Source organism: Demequina lignilytica (genome assembly GCF_030418375.1).
Lineage (GTDB): Bacteria > Actinomycetota > Actinomycetes > Actinomycetales > Demequinaceae > Demequina > Demequina lignilytica.
The window spans coordinates 439,402-456,258 of sequence record NZ_JAUHPZ010000001.1; the positions used below are offsets into that span (position 1 = coordinate 439,402).

The 16,857-nt window shown below is 71.8% G+C and carries 8 protein-coding genes; 2 read left to right on the forward strand and 6 right to left on the reverse strand.

Translation table 11 applies throughout. The features are described from left to right. Window positions 1-121 precede the first annotated feature (121 nt). The 3 genes from QQX13_RS02010 to QQX13_RS02020 form a co-directional block, all read right to left on the reverse strand. Complete coding sequence (locus QQX13_RS02010) at window positions 122-7,999, reverse strand: Ig-like domain-containing protein (RefSeq protein WP_301152304.1); 7,878 nt, start codon at window positions 7,997-7,999, stop codon at window positions 122-124. 193 nt (window positions 8,000-8,192) lie between these two features. Next, a complete protein-coding gene (locus tag QQX13_RS02015) occupies window positions 8,193-9,233 on the reverse strand; it encodes a LacI family DNA-binding transcriptional regulator (RefSeq protein WP_301152306.1) in 1,041 nt (346 codons plus the stop codon). A 71-nt stretch (window positions 9,234-9,304) separates the two neighbouring features. After that, a complete protein-coding gene (locus QQX13_RS02020) occupies window positions 9,305-10,747 on the reverse strand; it encodes a Gfo/Idh/MocA family oxidoreductase (protein ID WP_436968551.1) in 1,443 nt (480 codons plus the stop codon). A 250-nt stretch (window positions 10,748-10,997) separates the two neighbouring features. On the opposite strand from QQX13_RS02020, the gene QQX13_RS02025 reads away from it, so the two are divergent. Beyond that, window positions 10,998-11,975 carry a LacI family DNA-binding transcriptional regulator gene (locus tag QQX13_RS02025; protein ID WP_301120533.1) on the forward strand — a complete coding sequence of 326 codons (978 nt, stop codon included), beginning with the start codon at window positions 10,998-11,000 and terminating at the stop codon, window positions 11,973-11,975. A 16-nt stretch (window positions 11,976-11,991) separates the two neighbouring features. Beyond that, the gene (locus tag QQX13_RS02030; RefSeq protein WP_301120531.1) at window positions 11,992-13,575 is read left to right on the forward strand and encodes a UxaA family hydrolase; all 1,584 of its coding nucleotides are present in this window, start codon (window positions 11,992-11,994) and stop codon (window positions 13,573-13,575) included. 117 nt (window positions 13,576-13,692) lie between these two features. On the opposite strand, the gene QQX13_RS02035 is transcribed toward QQX13_RS02030, so the two are convergent. The 3 genes from QQX13_RS02035 to QQX13_RS02045 are packed head-to-tail and all read right to left on the reverse strand — an operon-like array spanning window position 13,693 to window position 16,857. Further along, complete coding sequence (locus QQX13_RS02035) at window positions 13,693-14,796, reverse strand: sugar kinase (RefSeq protein WP_301120529.1); 1,104 nt, start codon at window positions 14,794-14,796, stop codon at window positions 13,693-13,695. Between the two features lie 25 nt (window positions 14,797-14,821). Further along, complete coding sequence (gene eda / locus QQX13_RS02040; protein WP_301152308.1) at window positions 14,822-15,493, reverse strand: bifunctional 4-hydroxy-2-oxoglutarate aldolase/2-dehydro-3-deoxy-phosphogluconate aldolase; 672 nt, start codon at window positions 15,491-15,493, stop codon at window positions 14,822-14,824. Continuing rightward, entirely contained in the window at window positions 15,490-16,857 is a 1,368-nt protein-coding gene (locus QQX13_RS02045) for a mannitol dehydrogenase family protein (protein WP_301152309.1), read from the reverse strand. Before QQX13_RS02045 ends, eda begins: the two co-directional genes overlap by 4 nt.

The window sequence follows — 16,857 nt, forward strand, 5'->3', positions numbered from 1 at the left end:
TCGGGTGTGGTCAGCGTCTCACGGCGCCGCGGCATTCCCGAGGAGCGCGAGCGCCCGTCGCGTCAGGACGCCGAGAGCACCGGACGGGGCGCGCCGCTCGGCCGGGTGATGGGCCGGCGGCTCAGCGGACGGTCACCGTGACGGGCTTGGTCGCGGTGGTGCCCGCGCTGTTGACCAGCTCCGCGACGTAGGTGTGCTTCCCGACCGCGGCGCCGGCGATGACGGTCGACGCGGTCTGCGCCCCCGGCGTGGCGGCGGTGAGCGACTGCTCGTCGATCAGCACGCCGTCCTCGTACAGACGGTACGCCGTGCCGTTGGTGCCCCACCCCAGGGTGAAGGTCACCGTGTAGTCCCCGTCCTTGTCCTGGTTGTCGTGGGTGAGCCTGCCGACCCCGGGCGTCGCATCGGTCACGGTGACCTCGAGCGGGGCGGACTCGGTCACACCCATCGCGTTCCGGGCGACCGCCACGTACTCGTACGTGCCGTTGGCCAGGCCCGCGATGGCGAACTCGGCGTGCTGCGCCGTCGGGGTGACGTCCTCGAGCGCCACGGCACCGACGAGCACGCCGTCCTGGTAGAGCGCGACCGAGGTCGCGTTCTGGCCCCACCACAGGTCCCAGGAGACGGTGAACTCGCCGTCCTCCAGGCCCGTGTCCCAGCCGTTGTCGTCGGCGAGCGTGCCCGCGCCGGGCGCCGCGGTCGCGGCGCCCGGAACGGGCGGCTCGGTCGTGTCGACGATCCCGATCCAGGAGAGGGACGATGCGCCGGTGGCCGCGGTCGCGGCGACGGAGACCACCCCGTCGCGGTACGTGGAGAAGGCGACGGTCGCCTGCCCGCTCGGGTCGTCCGCGTCCAGCTCGACCACGTCCGCCGCATCGGTGACGCCCTCGTGGGTCACGGCGGCGTTCAGAGCGGTCGCGCCGTCGACGATCCCGAAGCCGGCGGTGACCTCGTAACTTCCGGCGGGCAGCCAGAAGCGGTACTCGATCGACCCGTCGGGGTTCTCCCACGCGGTGAGGCTCTTGTCGAAGGACCCCTCCGCGACGGTGCGAACGACCGCGCCGCCGTCGCCGATCGCGGTCGCGAGGCCCCACGGCTCGTCCTGGTCCGCATCGACGACCCCATCGGCGACGGCGTTGCGGAGCGCGGCGAGCGGTGCGATCGCGTCGTAGACCGGCGACCCGGCCGTGCCGGCATCGACCAGGTAGGTCAGCCCGGCGGGGATCACCTCGACGTGGAGGACCACGTCGACAGCCCCGGCGGCGCCGTGGACGGCCACCACCGCGTACGGGGTGTCGAAGGCCTCGGCAGCGGGCTCCTCCCAGACCACGGCCTCGGCCATGACCTGGTCGGAGAGGCTGAGCAGGTCGAGGGTCTCCGGCAGCTCGGGCAGGTCGCCCGCGAGCACGGCGATCCGATAGTCGGCGAGCGGGAGGTACCCGATCTCGACGAGCGCGCCGATGGCCTGGTCGACCGCGGCAGCCGCCGCGTCGAGCTCCTCCTGCGTGGAGGAGACCTCGCCGACGACCTCGCGGGCGGTGTCGAGCGCCTCGTCGAGCGCGGCGATCGACGCCGGGCTGTAGGCCTCACGGATCACGGCGTCGCCGCGGTCGATCGCGTCCAGCGCGGTCGCGGGGTCGGGCGGTGCGACGCGGGTGAGGATGAGGTTGTCGACCACCGACCACTGGCCCGCTCCCTGGATGTACCGCAGCGCAGCCGTGATGGTGCCACCGTCGAGGTACACGGGCGACGTGACCGGATGCAGCCACACGTCCTTGCCCACGGTCTCGACCGAGACCGACGACGCCACCTCGCCCGACGCATCCGCCAGCGACAGCGTGATGTCCTGCGTGAGGTTCGCATCACCACGGAACGAGCCGCTCAACGTGTACCAGCCCGGCATGATCCGGACGTCCTGCTCCAGCAGGAAGTCCATCGAACCCGAGCTCCACACGTTGAGGTACGTCGGGCTCTCGAAGCCTCCCGCGGTCCGGATCGCGACCGAGCCCTGCGGCTTGTTCCACGTCACGTCCCACCCGGCGAGCCGGTCCTCGAAGCTGCCGTTGACCAGCAGGTTCCCGGTCGGCAGCGACTGGTCCACCACGGTCACGTCGAACGACGCCGTCAGCGACGGATCCGCGACCAGCGCGACCGTCACCTCCTGCGCGCCCACGGTCCAGGCGTCGAAGCCCACGACCTCGTACTCCGACGCGTCGAGCACCTGCGACGAGCCATCCGACATCGACGCCGTCACCTCGAGCCCCGTCAGATCCAGATCCCCACCGGCGACCACCTCGGCCGACACCGGCGGCGACGTCACCGCGATCGACTCCGCCTCGACCGGTGCGACGCGGGTGAGGATGAGGTTGTCGACCACCGACCACTGGCCCGCTCCCTGGATGTACCGCAGCGCAGCCGTGATGGTGCCACCGTCGAGGTACACGGGCGACGTGACCGGATGCAGCCACACGTCCTTGCCCACGGTCTCGACCGAGACCGACGACGCCACCTCGCCCGACGCATCCGCCAGCGACAGCGTGATGTCCTGCGTGAGGTTCGCATCACCACGGAACGAGCCGCTCAACGTGTACCAGCCCGGCATGATCCGGACGTCCTGCTCCAGCAGGAAGTCCATCGAACCCGAGCTCCACACGTTGAGGTACGTCGGGCTCTCGAAGCCTCCCGCGGTCCGGATCGCGACCGAGCCCTGCGGCTTGTTCCACGTCACGTCCCACCCGGCGAGCCGGTCCTCGAAGCTGCCGTTGACCAGCAGGTTCCCGGTCGGCAGCGACTGGTCCACCACGGTCACGTCGAACGACGCCGTCAGCGACGGATCCGCGACCAGCGCGACCGTCACCTCCTGCGCGCCCACGGTCCAGGCGTCGAAGCCCACGACCTCGTACTCCGACGCGTCGAGCACCTGCGACGAGCCATCCGACATCGACGCCGTCACCTCGAGCCCCGTCAGATCCAGATCCCCACCGGCGACCACCTCGGCCGACACCGGCGGCGACGTCACCGCGATCGACCGGGCCACCACGGCGTTGCCCGTGACCTCGACGGTGATGTCGGCGGTCTTCGGGTCGCCCGAGTACATGGTGACCACGACCGAGACGGTCGCCGTGCCCTCGGTCCAGCCGATCAGCTCGCCGGAGCCGGCGTCGATCGACGCGACGGAGGGATCCGAGGACGACCACGCGAACCCGGCCACGTCCGAGTCGCCGTCGCCGCCGGTCAGGCGCGCGATCAGCTGCTTCGGGTCGCCTGCGTCGACGGCGAGCGGCGCGCTGGCACCGCCCTCCTCGAAGACGGTCACGCCGTCCTCGTCCTCGACCCAGAAGAACTCCGACGCCCGGATCGTGTCGGTGACGGTGACGGGGATGTCGACGAAGAGGTCGGGGTCCGCGACCGACGCGATGCGCACGCTGGTGGTTCCCGACACCACGTCGGCCAGGGTCGGCACCAGGCGGGAGGCGGTCACCAGCCCGTCCTGGGTGACGGTCGCCACCGTGGTGTCGGCCGACGACCACACCACGCCCTGCGACGCGCCGGCGGGGAGGACGCTCGCGCCGAGCTGGACGCTCGCCCCGAGCGTGCCGGCCACCGGTATGAGGCGCACGGCCTCCGCGGTCGGGACGATGCTGCGCGGCGCCGGCGCAGCCGCGTAGACGTTGACGTCGTCGAGCATGGTGGTCCAGGTCATGGCCCCCACCCGGGTGGTCCAGGTCTGGAGCGTGGCCACGTCACCGGTGTAGTCCATGTCCGCGAACGGCACCGTGTGGGTCGCCGTCAACGTCGGATCCTCGACGCTCGTGATCGTGAGCACGGTGTGCTCGGCCCGGAAGTCGAGCTCCGCGTGGACGTGGTACCAGGTGTGGTTCACGTCGAAGCCGTCTCCGACCGGCGTGGTGTCGGTGAGCGGCTCGTTCGAGGTCGACGAGGAGGACCGGCCGCCGCTGCTGAACACGAGCTCGGTACTCCAGTTGGTCTGGATGCTCAGGTAGCGCTGCTGCGAGCTGTCCGTGATGGTGACGTACGCGCCCTTGGAGCCTTCGGGGGCGCCCACGTTCCAGTCGAAGTCGATCGCGACGCGGTCGTTGACCATCGGCTCGCTGAACGCCTTCTGAAGTCCGCGTCCACCCGAGCCGGAGCCCGTGGCGACCAGCACCTGATCGCCGTCGACGGACTGCACCGAGGCGGTCATGTAGCCGCCGTAGCCGGGGATGGCGCCGGTCCCCCACGCATCGCCGATCGCGATGTTCTCGAAGCTGTCGCTCGAGGTCGGGACGTAGACGGGCACGGTCACGGCGTGCTCCCCGCCGGCTGTGGTCGCGGTGATGCGCGCGACGCCGGGCGAGACGGGCGTGACGATGCCGAACGAGTTGACCCTCGCGACCGTCACGTCGTCGGAGGTCCACGACACGGCGTCGTCGGTCGCATCCGCGGGAGAGACGGTGGCGTGCAGCGTCACCGTGGCGATCGGCCCGTCGGGGGCGTAGGTCGAGAATGCGTCGGAGTGGAACCAGTGCTCGTCGACGTCGAGGGCGAGGCCCGTGACGGGCACGGCATCCGCCTGCACGGTGACGACGGCGCTGGCCGTGAACGCGCCGTCGTCGGTCGTGACGGTCACCGTCGCCTTCCCGAGCGCGACGCCGGTCACCGCGCCGGTGGTGTCGACCGTCGCGACGGAGTCGTCCGACGTGGTCCAGGTCACCACGGTGTTCGCGGTGTCCTCCGGCAGCACCAGGGCACGGAGGTCCTTGGTGGTGCCGAGCTGCAGCGTCATGGCCTCGCGGTCGAGGATGACCCCGGTCGCGCGGACCGGGACCACGTGGATCAGCGCCTCCGCGAAGACCATCGGGTCGTCCTCGGCGTAGGCACGGATCAGCACGTCGCCCTCGGCGAGCGCCGTGACCAGGCCGTCGCTGTCGACGGTCGCGATGGACTCGTCGGCGCTGGACCAGCCCAGGTGGTAGAAGCTCGCGTCCGAGGGCAGCACGGTGGCGGCGAGCTGGAGCTCGCGTCCGGTGTCCAGGGTCGCCTCGGTCGTGTCGAGCTCGACCGCCGCGACGGCGACCTTGGTCGCGTCGACGGTGAAGGAGAGCGTGGCCGCTCCGTCGAGGGAGGTCGCCGTGACGGTGGTGCTGCCCGCCGCGTGGATGTCGAGCTGCACCAGCGAGCCGTCGTCGGTGCGCTGGGCCATGCGGCCGGGCTCGGTCTGATGGGTCTCGCCGAAGAACGAGGCGACGGCCGGGTCGGACGACGTGTAGACCACGCCCTGACGTGAGGCGTCCCCGAGCGTCGCCGCGAGGTCGAGGGACGACTTCACCGTGGCCTCGAGGGTGGCACCGTCGGCGACGGTCGAGCCGTCCACGGACACCGTGAGCCCGCTCGCCGTCACCGGGCTCGGAACCGTCACGACGGCGGTGGCGCTGTGGCCGGCCGCGTCGGTCGCCGTCACCGTCGCGGTGCCGGGTGCGACGCCCACCACGAATCCCTCATGCGTGACGGTGGCGACGGACGGGTCGTCCGTGGCGTAGGCCACCACGCTGTCGATGAGCACCGCATCGGTCGGGGTGACCACGGGCGTGAGGCGCTGCTTGGCGCCCTGCTCGACCGTCACGGCCGTCTCGACGAGCGAGATGCCGGTGGGCTCGACCGGGTCGACCGCGTAGGCGCCGTCGGCGTAGCCGTTGTCGTAGCCGAGCGGGGTGGAGACGTCCGCATCCTTCTGCTTGGGCACGCCGCGGATCAGATACGCGTAGAGGCTGTCCATGGCGTCGCCGGACTTGCCGGGCTGGGCGCTGCCCATCTCCTTGATCGAGACGTCTCCGTTGTTGAACAGGATGCGGTTGTTCACGTCGGCGGTGCCGCCGTCGCTGGACCCGACGCCCGGCGTCGGGATCCACACCGCCTCCCAGTAGTAGAAGCCGCGCTTCTGACCGTACGGGTTCGGGTAGTCGAGCGGCGCCTGCATGTAGTCGAGCAGCCAGTTGTACTGGCCGTTCGGGCTGTTGCGGTAGTACGTCGACTGGCCCAGCTGGGTGGTCTGCTGGTCGTGGGTCGGCTTGTAGCGGGTGAAGCTGAAGCCCGCCTCGACGTCGATGTACTCACGGTAGCGGCGGTCGGGGTCCGCGTTGATCGCCTCGCCCAGCTCGATGATGTTGCCGCTGGAGCGCCCTCCGTAGAGGGAGTACGCCTCGCCGTCGTACTGCGCACCCGCCGCGGTGAGCCCGTCGAAGAAGTTGGCGCTCGCGCCCGTGTCGTAGCCGTTGTTGGTGTGGATCGACGTCGCGACCTCCGGGGCGACGTCCTGGATCGCCTGGTGAGCGGCGGTGATGATCGCCGCGTGGCCCGTCGACGTCGCACCGCGCCCGGCGGGCCAGAGCAGGCCGCCGTTCTGCTCGTTGCCGATCTTCACCCCGGCGATCTCGACGTCGTGAGCGACCAGGTCCGTCATGAAGTCGTGGACGTAGTGGTAGACGACGGCCTTCAGGTGGTCCAGGTCGCTGTCCGTTCGGGTGCCGTCGTAGTCGACGTTGGTCCAGATCGCCGGCGTGTACGCCTTCGCGGCGCTCACCCACGCATCGCTGAAGTGGAAGCTCGGGTGGATGCTCATGCCGAGCGCGGCCGCGCGCACCGCGAGCTCCTGGGTGTGCTCCTCGTCCCAGTAGCCCCCCTGGATCATGCGCTTGGGGTAGGGCTGCCCGTCGGGTCCCGTCCAGCTCTGGAACACCGGGAGCAGGGTGTCGTAGCTCACGATCTGCTCGCCCGCCTGGACGAACACCATGCTGGTGATCGAGTTCACGCCGCGGTTCGCCATGATGCGCAGCGCATCCTGCTGGACTCCGTTGGCGAAGTACTTGCCTCCCAGGTCCTCCTCGGCCTGGAGGAACGAGGTGTCGGCGCCCTTGACCTCGTTCTCGTCGTCGAGCTCGAAGAGGTCGAAGGAGTCGACGTACGCGGAGTCCGCGCCGTTGCCGGTCCAGGCGTCCGCGGGGACCAGTCCATCGGCCGTGTGCACGGTGACCGAGTCGACGTAGGCGGCGTCGTACACCGTGTTGGCGTACAGCTCGACCTCGTGGTCGTCGGGGCCCGTGACGAACGTCGCGGTCACGAGCCCGTAGCCGACGGTTCCGGACGGCGCCTGCCGCAGCACCGTGCCGTCGGAGCTGCGCACGCCGAGGTTCACACGGTCGCCCAGGGAGGTGCGGTCCACGTACTCGCCGTCGCGGCCGCGCCAGCTCTCGTGTCCGGTGGTCTCGAAGGTGTCCTCGACATCGACCTTCGCGCGCATGGTCACCGCGTAGCGCGTGCTCGGCTCCACCGCGACCGTCTGCGTGATCTCGGCGCCGTCCTCGAGGCGGACGGCGGCGTCGCCCGTGTCCGCCCCGGTGGTGACCACCGAGGCCGGGCCCGAGACGGCCCATCCCGCCAGACCGTCCTCGAAGCCCCAGTTGGAGAGGGACGCGTCCGCGGAGTCGAGCCGCAGCACCAGGTCGTCGACGTCGATCGCCCCGGCACCCGCGGTGACCGTGACGGTCGCCTCGCCGTTGTACACGAGCACGTTGCGATGAGCCGCGCGGGCCCATGCGGAGCCGCTGCCCGCCACCGCGCCGTCGATCAGGAGCACCGCGTCCGGCCCGCCCGTGCCCGACACCGTGATCTTCGCGTTGTTGTCGCTCGTCGCACCGCGCAGGTGGGCGTCGAGCGTGTAGCTGCCCTGGCTCAGGCCCGTGAACGTCGCCGTGATGGTCGAGCCGGCGGGAAGCGCCGCGTAGGCTCCCCCATCCTGGCCGCCCGCGGAAGCGGCCGCGGCACCTCCGGTGGCGTCCCAACCCGACAGGCCTGCCTCGAAGTCGGTGCTGACCGTCGGCGAGCCCCCCGTGGGCACCTCCGCCGCGTGCGCCGCCGGGGCCACGGCCACCGATGCGAGGGCGACCGCCGCGAAGGCGACCGCGCCGATGAACCTGTGTCGGAGGTCTCCGTCGACCCGCATGTTCCACCTCATCGTGTTGCCGAGAACGACGTCGCGCGCGACGCGTCGCCCGTGACTGCGGCCAGCATCCCTGACGCGCGCGACGATGTCAAGAAACCGGTTACTCAGCACGCACGCGCACGCACAGGTGGCCGCACCGCGGGGCGACCCAGGGGCCCGCGGGGGCGTGTTCGCGGACGAGCGAGGCGACGGGTCAGGCCACGGGATCGACGCTCGCCCGAGGCACGAGCACGGGGGCGAAGACGCGCGGCCCGTCCTCCTCCTCGCCCTTCATCCGCGCCTCGAGGGCCCGCCAGGCGGTCTCCCCGACATCCTCCAGATCGACGCTCATGGTGGTGAGCGCCGGCGAGGACAGACGCGCGAACGGGATGTCGTCGAAGCCCACCACCGAGAGGTCGCGCGGCACCCGCACCCCGCGGTCCCGCGCCGCCTCGAGCACCCCCAGCGCGACCAGGTCGTTGAAGCCGATGATCGCCGTGGATCCTGTCGCGCGCGCCTGGTCGAAGACGGCGTGGCCCTCGTCGATCGTCGATCCGCACGGGAGCCGCACCAGCTCGACCTCCGGGTGCTCCTCCCCGATCGCCGTCAGGCCCCTCAGCCGCGCCGCCTGGGCGTTGGATCCGACGGGGCCGTCGAGATGGACGATGCGGCGGTGGCCGAGGCCGATCAGGTGCCGGCACATCTCGGCGACACCGGCGCCCGAGTCCACGACGACGCGCGGGGCGTCCACCGGCTCGTCACGGTTGACGAGCGCGATGGGCTGCACCCGGGGCAGCAGCGCCGCGAGGGTGTCCGCATTCATGCGCGGCGAGCAGACGATCACCGCGTCCGTGCGCCGTCGCACGTCCTCGATGAGCGCGGGCTCGTCATCGGGCGTCTCGGCCGAGTCCGCGACCAGCACCCGGTATCCCGCCGCGGCGGCGGACCGGTTCACGCCGTGGAGGATCTGCTGGAAGCTCGGGTTCCCCAGATCCGGGACGATCACTCCGACGGTCGAGGTCCTGCCGAGCGACAACGACTGCGCGACGCGGCTCGGCTTGTATCCGAGCTCGTCGACCACGCGGCGCACACGCTCGGCGATCGCCGCGTCGACGGTGGGCCGGCCGTTCATGACGCGCGACACCGTCGCCCGCGAGACGCCCGCGGCCTGCGCGACGTCGGTGATCGTCGCGCCGCTGCTCGGGCGCATCCGCCCGGGCCGTCGTGTCATGCGCTCCGCGGCTCCCCCGGTCATGGGACGCGCGTCGGCGCCCCGCTGCTCGGACTATACCGGTGCCCTCCGGAGGTCCGACCGGAGCGCTCGCCCTACAGCGCCTCGCCCAGGTCCAGACCCGAGATGTCGACCGCCTGCCCCGTCTCGAGCGAGATGTTGCCGGCGATGCCGACCGCCACCGCACGAAGGCCGTCGCGGTATCCGGCGGCCCGGCCGAGCGGGTCCTCGCCCACCCGCAGGTGACGCCGGAAGACTTCCGTCAGCAGGATGGCGTCGCCGCCTCCGTGTCCGCCCTGGCCCTCGGGGATCGGGACCTCCTCGGCGGCCTCCCAGTGGCGCTGGACCAGCAGACGCTCACCCTCGGGCCGCAGCTCGGACGCACCGAGCGCGTCGGGCGTGGCGGAGGGGTCGAGCACCGCACGGCCGCTCTCATCGCGGACCACGGCGCCACGCTCGGTCACCTCGAGCTCCGCACGGCCCTCGGTGCCGTTCACGGTGACGCGATAGCCCTCCCACGGGCTGTGGGCGTTGAGCGAGTACGTCATGACCGCGCCGCCGCGGTAGTCGACCACGACCGCGAGGTTGTCCTCGATCGTGATGCCCTCCGCGAACGGGTCGCCGTCCCGGCGGTAGCCGTCGTACCGCTCCGGCTCGAGGTAGAGGGCCGCCAGCCGGGGGTCGTCGTGCAGGTCGAGCGAGAACGGGTCGTCACCCGCGCCGGTCCCGCGCTCCGGACGCGGCCACAGCCCGCGGGCGCGGGCGTTCTCGGCGCCGTAGAACTTCAGGCCACCGCGCGCATAGACGCGCGTCGGGACGTCGCCGAGCCAGTAGTTGACCAGGTCGAAGTGGTGGCTCGACTTGTGGATGAGCAGCCCTCCCGAGTTCTCCTTCTGGCGATGCCAGCGCCGGAAGTAGTCCGCGCCGTGAACGGTGTCGAGCGCCCACTCGAAGTGCACCGAGGTGACCGTGCCGATCCTCCCGGAGCGGATCACCTCCCGCAGCGACGAGTTGCGGGGCGCGTACCGGTAGTTGAAGGTCATGACGATGTCGCGACCGGTGTCCGCGATCGCGCTCGTGATGACGCGGCACCCCTCCTCGGTGGTGGTGAGCGGCTTCTCGACCACCACGTCGGCGCCGGCGCGCAGCGCCCGATCGATCAGCTCCGCGTGGGTCGAGTCGATGGTGGTCACGATGACGACGTCGACGGCGCATTCGGCGATCATCCGCTCGAGCCCGTCCGCGTCGTAGCGAGGCAGGCCGGCGGTGCCGTCGAGGTCGCGCGCCCGGCCCACGTAGCCGTCGTAGTAGTCGATGCGGCCGGGATTGCGATCGAGCCAGGCCACGATCTCCCCGACGTCGCCGTGGGGTCCGTTGAGCGCGTCGACATACATGCCGGCGCGATGACCGGTGCCCACCACCGCGTACCGCACCCGGGGCGCGCCGGGCTCGGGGTCGACCAGCTGGGGCATGACGAGCGGGCTCGGCCCGCCGGCGCCCGCCCGGCTCGGGGGTGCGGTGGGGTTCTGATCGATCACATCGGTCACTGCGTGCGTCCGTTCTCCGCGAGGTCCGCGCAGCGTCCTCGCTGCGAGACGTGAGGCCTGTCATGAATGCGCTTTCACGCGACGATCCCACTATGCCACGCCGCCCTCACAAGGGCAAGTGATCGGTCACTACTGCGGAACGAAACGCTGTCCCGCCACCGCTGCCCCACTGGCGACATCCGGACTTCTCATGCCACAATGAAACCGCATTCATTCCTTTCCCCGACGTTGAGGAGCTTCCATGGCGACGCTGAGAGACGTGGCCCAGGCCGCGGGCGTGTCCCCCGCCACGGCATCGCGCGCCCTGAGCGCGCCTGACTCCGTGTCGAGCGGGCGACGCTTCAAGGTGCTCGAGGCCGCGCAGAGGCTCGGCTACCAGCCCAACCGCTCCGCGCAGGCGCTCGCGTCGGGACGGAACCGACACCTCGGCCTGGTCCTCCCGGACCTCGCCAACCCGTACTTCGCCACCATCGCCAAGGGGGTCCAGCTCGAGGCGCGCGAGTCGTCGAACGCGGTGCTGGTCGCGGACACCGACGAGGATCCTCGTCGCGAGCACGACGTGGTCAGGGAGCTGCAGACCCGCGTCGACGGTGTGGTGCTCTGCTCCCCGCGCATGCCCGAGGAGCAGATCCTCGAGTGCGCCGCCCGCGGCCCGCTGGTCCTGGTGAACCGCGAGATCGAGGGCATCCCCTCCGTCACCTTCGACGTCGCGAGCGGAATGCGGCAGACGCTGCTCCACCTGCGCGCGCTCGACCACCGCACCATCGCCTACGTGGGCGGCCCGGAGACCTCCTGGTCCGACCGGCATCGCCGCCGGGGCCTCGACTCGGTCGCCGGCATCACGGTGATCGACCTGGGACCGCATCGTCCCGTGCACGCCGGGGGCTTCGCCGCCGCCGATCTCGCGCTCGAGACGGGCGCCACCGCGGTCGTGTGCTTCAACGATCTCGTCGCGCTCGGGGTCGTGAGCCGGCTCCAGTCGCGGGGCGTGGCCATCCCGTCGGGGATGAACGTGGTCGGCTTCGACAACATCCCCGGCTCGACCTACGTGACACCCGCGCTCACCACCGTCGCCGTGCCCCTGCAGCGCGCCGGCCGCGAGGCCGCCATGCTCCTCGACCCGTCGCTCAGCCCCGCGGACGCGGCCCCCGCCCAGCTGCGGCTGGACGTCGAGCTGATCATCCGCGAGTCGACCGCCCCGCTCACCCCCGCCCCCTGAAATCACAAGGACGCTCATGGCCACCGTCTCCCCCACCCCGACACCCGCCTGCACGGATGACGCATCCGCGCCGGCCGACCTCGCCGACGTTGCCGTCGTGCTCGCTCCCGAGGACGACGTCGCGGTGGCCACGCGGGACCTCGCGGGTGGCACCGTGCTGCGATCGGGTGGCGCCACGCTGACGGTGCGGACCACCGTCGCGCGTGGGCACAAGCTCGCGATCCGCGCTCTCGAGGCGGGTGCCCCGGTCCGCAAGTACGGCCAGGTGATCGGCCGTGCCACGGCCGACATCGCGGCCGGATCCCACGTCCACGCGCACAACCTGGGCATGGACGACGGCGCCCGCGACCTCCAGGTGGGGGTCGACCGCCGCGACACCGTGCCCGCCCCTGAGAGGCTGACCTTCCAGGGCTATCGCCGCTCGGACGGCTCGTGGGGCACCCGCAACTACATCGGCATCGTCACCTCGGTCAACTGCTCGGCGTCCACGGCCCGCATGATCGCGGACCAGTTCCGCGGCCCGGTGCTGGACGCCTACCCGCACGTCGACGGGGTGGTCGCGCTCACCCACGACACCGGATGCGGGCTGGTGCCGACGAGCGAGGGCGCGCAGATCACCCTCCGGACGCTGCGCGGCTACGCGACCCACCCGAACATGGCCGGGCTGCTCGTGCTGGGCCTCGGGTGCGAGATGCTCCCCGCCCAGGGGCTTCTCGACGGCACCGGCGTGCGCGAGGACGTGCCCGTGCGCACGCTGATCATCCAGGAGAACGGCGGGATCCGGGCTACCGTCCGCGCGGGCGTCGCCGCGATCGAGGAGATGCTCCCCGAGGTCGACGCGCTGCGCCGCCAGGAGGCTCCCGCCTCGGCGCTCGTCCTCGGGCTCAACTGCGGCGGCTCCGACGGCTACTCCGGCATCACGGCGAACCCCGCTCTCGGCTTTGCGAGCGACCTGCTGGTCGCCCAGGGCGGCACGTCGATCCTCGCCGAGACGCCCGAGGTCTACGGCGCCGAGCACCTGCTGCTGCGCCGCGCGGTCTCGCAGGATGTCGCCGACCGGCTCATGGATCGCCTCCGTTGGTGGGAGCGCTACGCCGAGGCCGGCGGGGGCACGCTCGACAACAACCCGTCGCCCGGCAACAAGGCGGGCGGGCTCACCACGATCCTCGAGAAGTCGCTCGGCGCGATCGCCAAGTCGGGCTCGTCCGAGCTGGTCGCGGTCCACGAGTACGCGGAGAAGGTGACGGAGAAGGGCCTCACCTTCATGGACACGCCCGGCTACGACCCGGTCTCCGTCACAGGGATCGTCGCGGGCGGCGCCACCGTGGTGGTGTTCACCACGGGGCGGGGATCCGTGCTCGGCTGCAAGCCGTCACCCTCCATCAAGGTGGCGACCAACACACCCATGTACGAGCGCATGTCCGAGGACATGGATCTCAACGCCGGGCGGATCGTCGACGGCACCGCCACCGTCGAGCAGGTCGGCGAGGAGATCCTCGCGCAGATCCTCGCGGTGGCCTCCGGCGAGGCCACGGTCTCCGAGGAACTCGACCTGGGCACCGACGAGTTCGTCCCGTGGCAGCTGGGCGCGGTGACCTGAGCGTTCGCCGAGACGCCGAGGGGCCCCTGGCATCGCCAGGGGCCCCTCGCCCTCTCTCAGGGCGGACGATGCCGGGGCGCGGGAGGCAACGGTCCACGCCGCGGCATCGTCACGACTTCATCGGTCGACGCGCGCTCCGCCGCCCGCCGCGAGCTTGAGCACCTCGGCCTTGGTGGCCATGGTCGTGTCGCCCGGCGTGGTCATGGCGAGGGCGCCGTGGGCGGCGCCGTAGTTCACCGCGGTCTGGAGGTCCTGACCGTCGATGAGCCCGTAGATCAGGCCCGAGGCGAACGAGTCGCCGCCGCCCACGCGGTCGAGGATCTCGAGGCCCGGACGATGCGTCGCCTGCACGAGCCCCGTCGAGGGCGACCACGCGATGGCCCCCCAGTCGTTGACCGTCGCCGTGCGGACGGTGCGCAGCGTGGTGGCGACCACCTGGAAGTTCGGGTAGGCGGCGACCACGCGGTCGATCATGGCGCCGAACTTGTCGACCTCGATGGCCGAGATGTTCTCGTCGACGCCCTCGACCTCGAATCCGAGGGAGGCGGTGAAGTCCTCCTCGTTGCCGATCATGACGTCGATGTGGCGGGCGATCTCGCGGTTGACCTCCTGCGCGCGGGCCTTGCCGCCGATGGACCTCCACAGGCTCGGCCGGTAGTTGAGGTCGTAGGACACGAGCGTGCCGTGCCTCTTGGCGACCGTGACGGCCTCGATGACGGTCTCCGCGGCGCCGTCCGACAGCGCCGCGAAGATGCCACCGGTGTGGAACCATCGCACGCCCAGGTCGCCGAACAGGTGCTCCCAGTCGACGTCGCCCGGCCTCAGCTGGCTCGCCGCCGTGAGGCCCCGGTCCGACACGCCGACCGCGCCGCGCACGCCGAACCCGCGCTCGGTGAAGTTGAGGCCGTTGCGCACCTCGCGTCCGATGCCGTCGTAGTCGCGCCACTGGATGAACGAGGTGTCGAGGCCACCCTGGAGGATCAGGTCCTCGACCAGGCGTCCCACCTCGTTGTCGGCGAGCGCGGTGACGATCGCACCGCGCAGCCCGAAGCAGCGACGGAGGCCGCGCGCGACGTTGTACTCGCCGCCCCCCTCCCACGCACGGAAGGAGCGTGCGGTGCGGATCCGTCCCTCGCCGGGGTCGAGGCGCAGCATCACCTCGCCCAGCGACAGCGCGTCGTAACGGGTCTCGGAGGCGGGGCGGACGGTGAGGTCGTTCATGGGAGGTGCCTTACGGGTCGACGGGTCAGGGACGGAGCTCGGCGGCGCGAGCCGAGGCCTGCGAGATCAGGGTGGTGAGGTGCGCGACCTCGCCCGCGGCCACGGCGGCACGAGGGACCATCCACGAGCCGCCCACGGCCGCCACGGACGGAAGCGCGAGGTAGTCGCCGAGGTTGTCGAGCGAGACTCCCCCGGTCGGCACGAAGCTGACGTCCACGAAGGCGGCCGAGAGCCCCGCGATCGCCTTCGGTCCGCCTGAGGTGCCCGCGGGGAAGAACTTCACGGTGGTGACGCCGAGCTCGAGCGCGGCCTGGATCTCGGTCGCCGTGATCGCACCGGGCAGCGCGAGCACGCCGCGCTCCGCGGCACGCTCCACGACCGCACGGCTGGTGCCGGGCGACACGACGTACGTGGCACCGGCGTCGACGGCGGCGTCGACCTGGGCCGGCGTCAGCACGGTGCCGGCGCCGACCAGGATGTCGCCGCGATCGGCGAGGCGCCGGATCGCCTCCGGCGCGGCGGCCGTGCGGAAGGTCACCTCGGCCACGGGCAGCCCGCCCGCGGCCAGGGCGCCGCCGAGCGCATCGGCGGCCGAGGCATCGTCGATCACGACCACCGGCACCAGCCGGTGCGCCGCGAGGCTGGCAAGGGTGGAATCGGGCATGGTCGCCTCCTGGGTGTCGGTGCGGGTCGTCATCGCGCGGCCCCCTCGCGGGCGGCGAGCAGGGCGTCGGCCGCGGCGACGATGCCGTCGAGGGCCTGGTCGTCCGAGGCCAGGTCGGCATCGAGCACGGCGACGAGCGCACGCGCCGCGTCGCCGAGGTCCGGCAGCGCGGCGAGCTCGCAGAGCTCGTCGGCGCGCGGATCGCGGACCGGCACCGGGCGGGCGCGGAGGAAGGCGACCCAGGCGCCGAGGACCATGAGCGCGGCCTCGGGGACCCGCCCGGCCTCCCGCTCCGCGAGGACCACCGGCAGCACGCGCCCGAGCAGCTTCTCCGAGCCATCCATGGAGATCTGCGCCAGCTCGTGGCGGATGCTGGGGTTCTCATACCGCTCGATCAGGTGCCCGCGATAGGCGGCGTTGGAGTCCGCGTCGAGCACGATGTGCCGCTGCGCCTCGTCCCACCAGCGCTCGACCCAGCCGCGGCAGTCCGGGTCGAGGATCGCGTCACGGACCGTCACGTGCCCGAGGAGCAGGCCCCGGTACGCGAGCAGCGAGTGCGACCCGTTGAGCAGCCAGTGCTTGCGGTGCTCGTACGGCGTCACGTCGTCGACGAAGGTCGCGTCCCAGTCGGGCCGGCCCGCTGGGAAGTCGCACGCGATGACCCATTCGGTGAACGGCTCCGTCGGCACCGGCGCGGAGTCCGCGAACCCGCCCTGACGCTCGACCTCGGCGACGAGCGCCGGCGTGGTGGCGGGGGTGATGCGGTCGACCATCGTGGAGCCGAAGGTGACGTGCGCGTCGATCCAGGCGAGCAGCGTCGGGTCGACCCGATCCGCGTACCGCGTGACGGCCTCGCGCAGCCCTGGTCCGTTGTCCGGGAGGTTGTCGCACGGCAGCAGCACGATCCCGCCCGCCCCCGCGGCGCGGCGGGCGAGCAGCCCCGCGACCATTCGGCCCACGGCCGAGGCCACGGCGGCGCGCGGGTCCGACCGGAGCGCCGCCACCTCGTGGGCGTGCGCCCCGTCGGGGTCCACCCGATATCCCGCCTCCGTGATGGTGAGCGTCACGATCGCGACCTGCGGGTCCTCGAAGTAGCCGAGCCATGCCGCGGCCTCCGTGGCGGCATGCACGGCCGAGAGCGACTCGACCACGCGCAGCTCGTCGCCGCCCGGCGCCTGAGTGACCAGCGTGTAGGCCCCGCCCTGCGGTCGCAGCAGGGTCGACATGCGCGGCGAGCGACCGTCGAAAGCGGCGTAGCCCCACTCCGCGGCATCGGACGCGGTATCCGTGTACCAGGCCTGATGTGCACGGAAGAAGTTGCCCAGACCCAGATGGATCATCCGGATCGGCCGGATCGCGGTGCGGCGCGCGAGCGGTGCGAGGGTCGGCGAGTTCAT

Excerpts from the sequence above, each read along its gene's own strand:
- QQX13_RS02010 (WP_301152304.1), bottom strand. The coding sequence starts at position 7,999 with ATGCGGGTCGACGGAGACCTCCGACACAGGTTCATCGGCGCGGTCGCC.
- QQX13_RS02015 (WP_301152306.1), bottom strand. The coding sequence starts at position 9,233 with ATGACCGGGGGAGCCGCGGAGCGCATGACACGACGGCCCGGGCGGATG.
- QQX13_RS02025 (WP_301120533.1), top strand. The coding sequence starts at position 10,998 with ATGGCGACGCTGAGAGACGTGGCCCAGGCCGCGGGCGTGTCCCCCGCC.
- QQX13_RS02030 (WP_301120531.1), top strand. The coding sequence starts at position 11,992 with ATGGCCACCGTCTCCCCCACCCCGACACCCGCCTGCACGGATGACGCA.
- QQX13_RS02035 (WP_301120529.1), bottom strand. The coding sequence starts at position 14,796 with ATGAACGACCTCACCGTCCGCCCCGCCTCCGAGACCCGTTACGACGCG.
- eda (WP_301152308.1), bottom strand. The coding sequence starts at position 15,493 with ATGACGACCCGCACCGACACCCAGGAGGCGACCATGCCCGATTCCACC.
- QQX13_RS02045 (WP_301152309.1), bottom strand. The coding sequence starts at position 16,857 with ATGAACTCGCCGACCCTCGCACCGCTCGCGCGCCGCACCGCGATCCGG.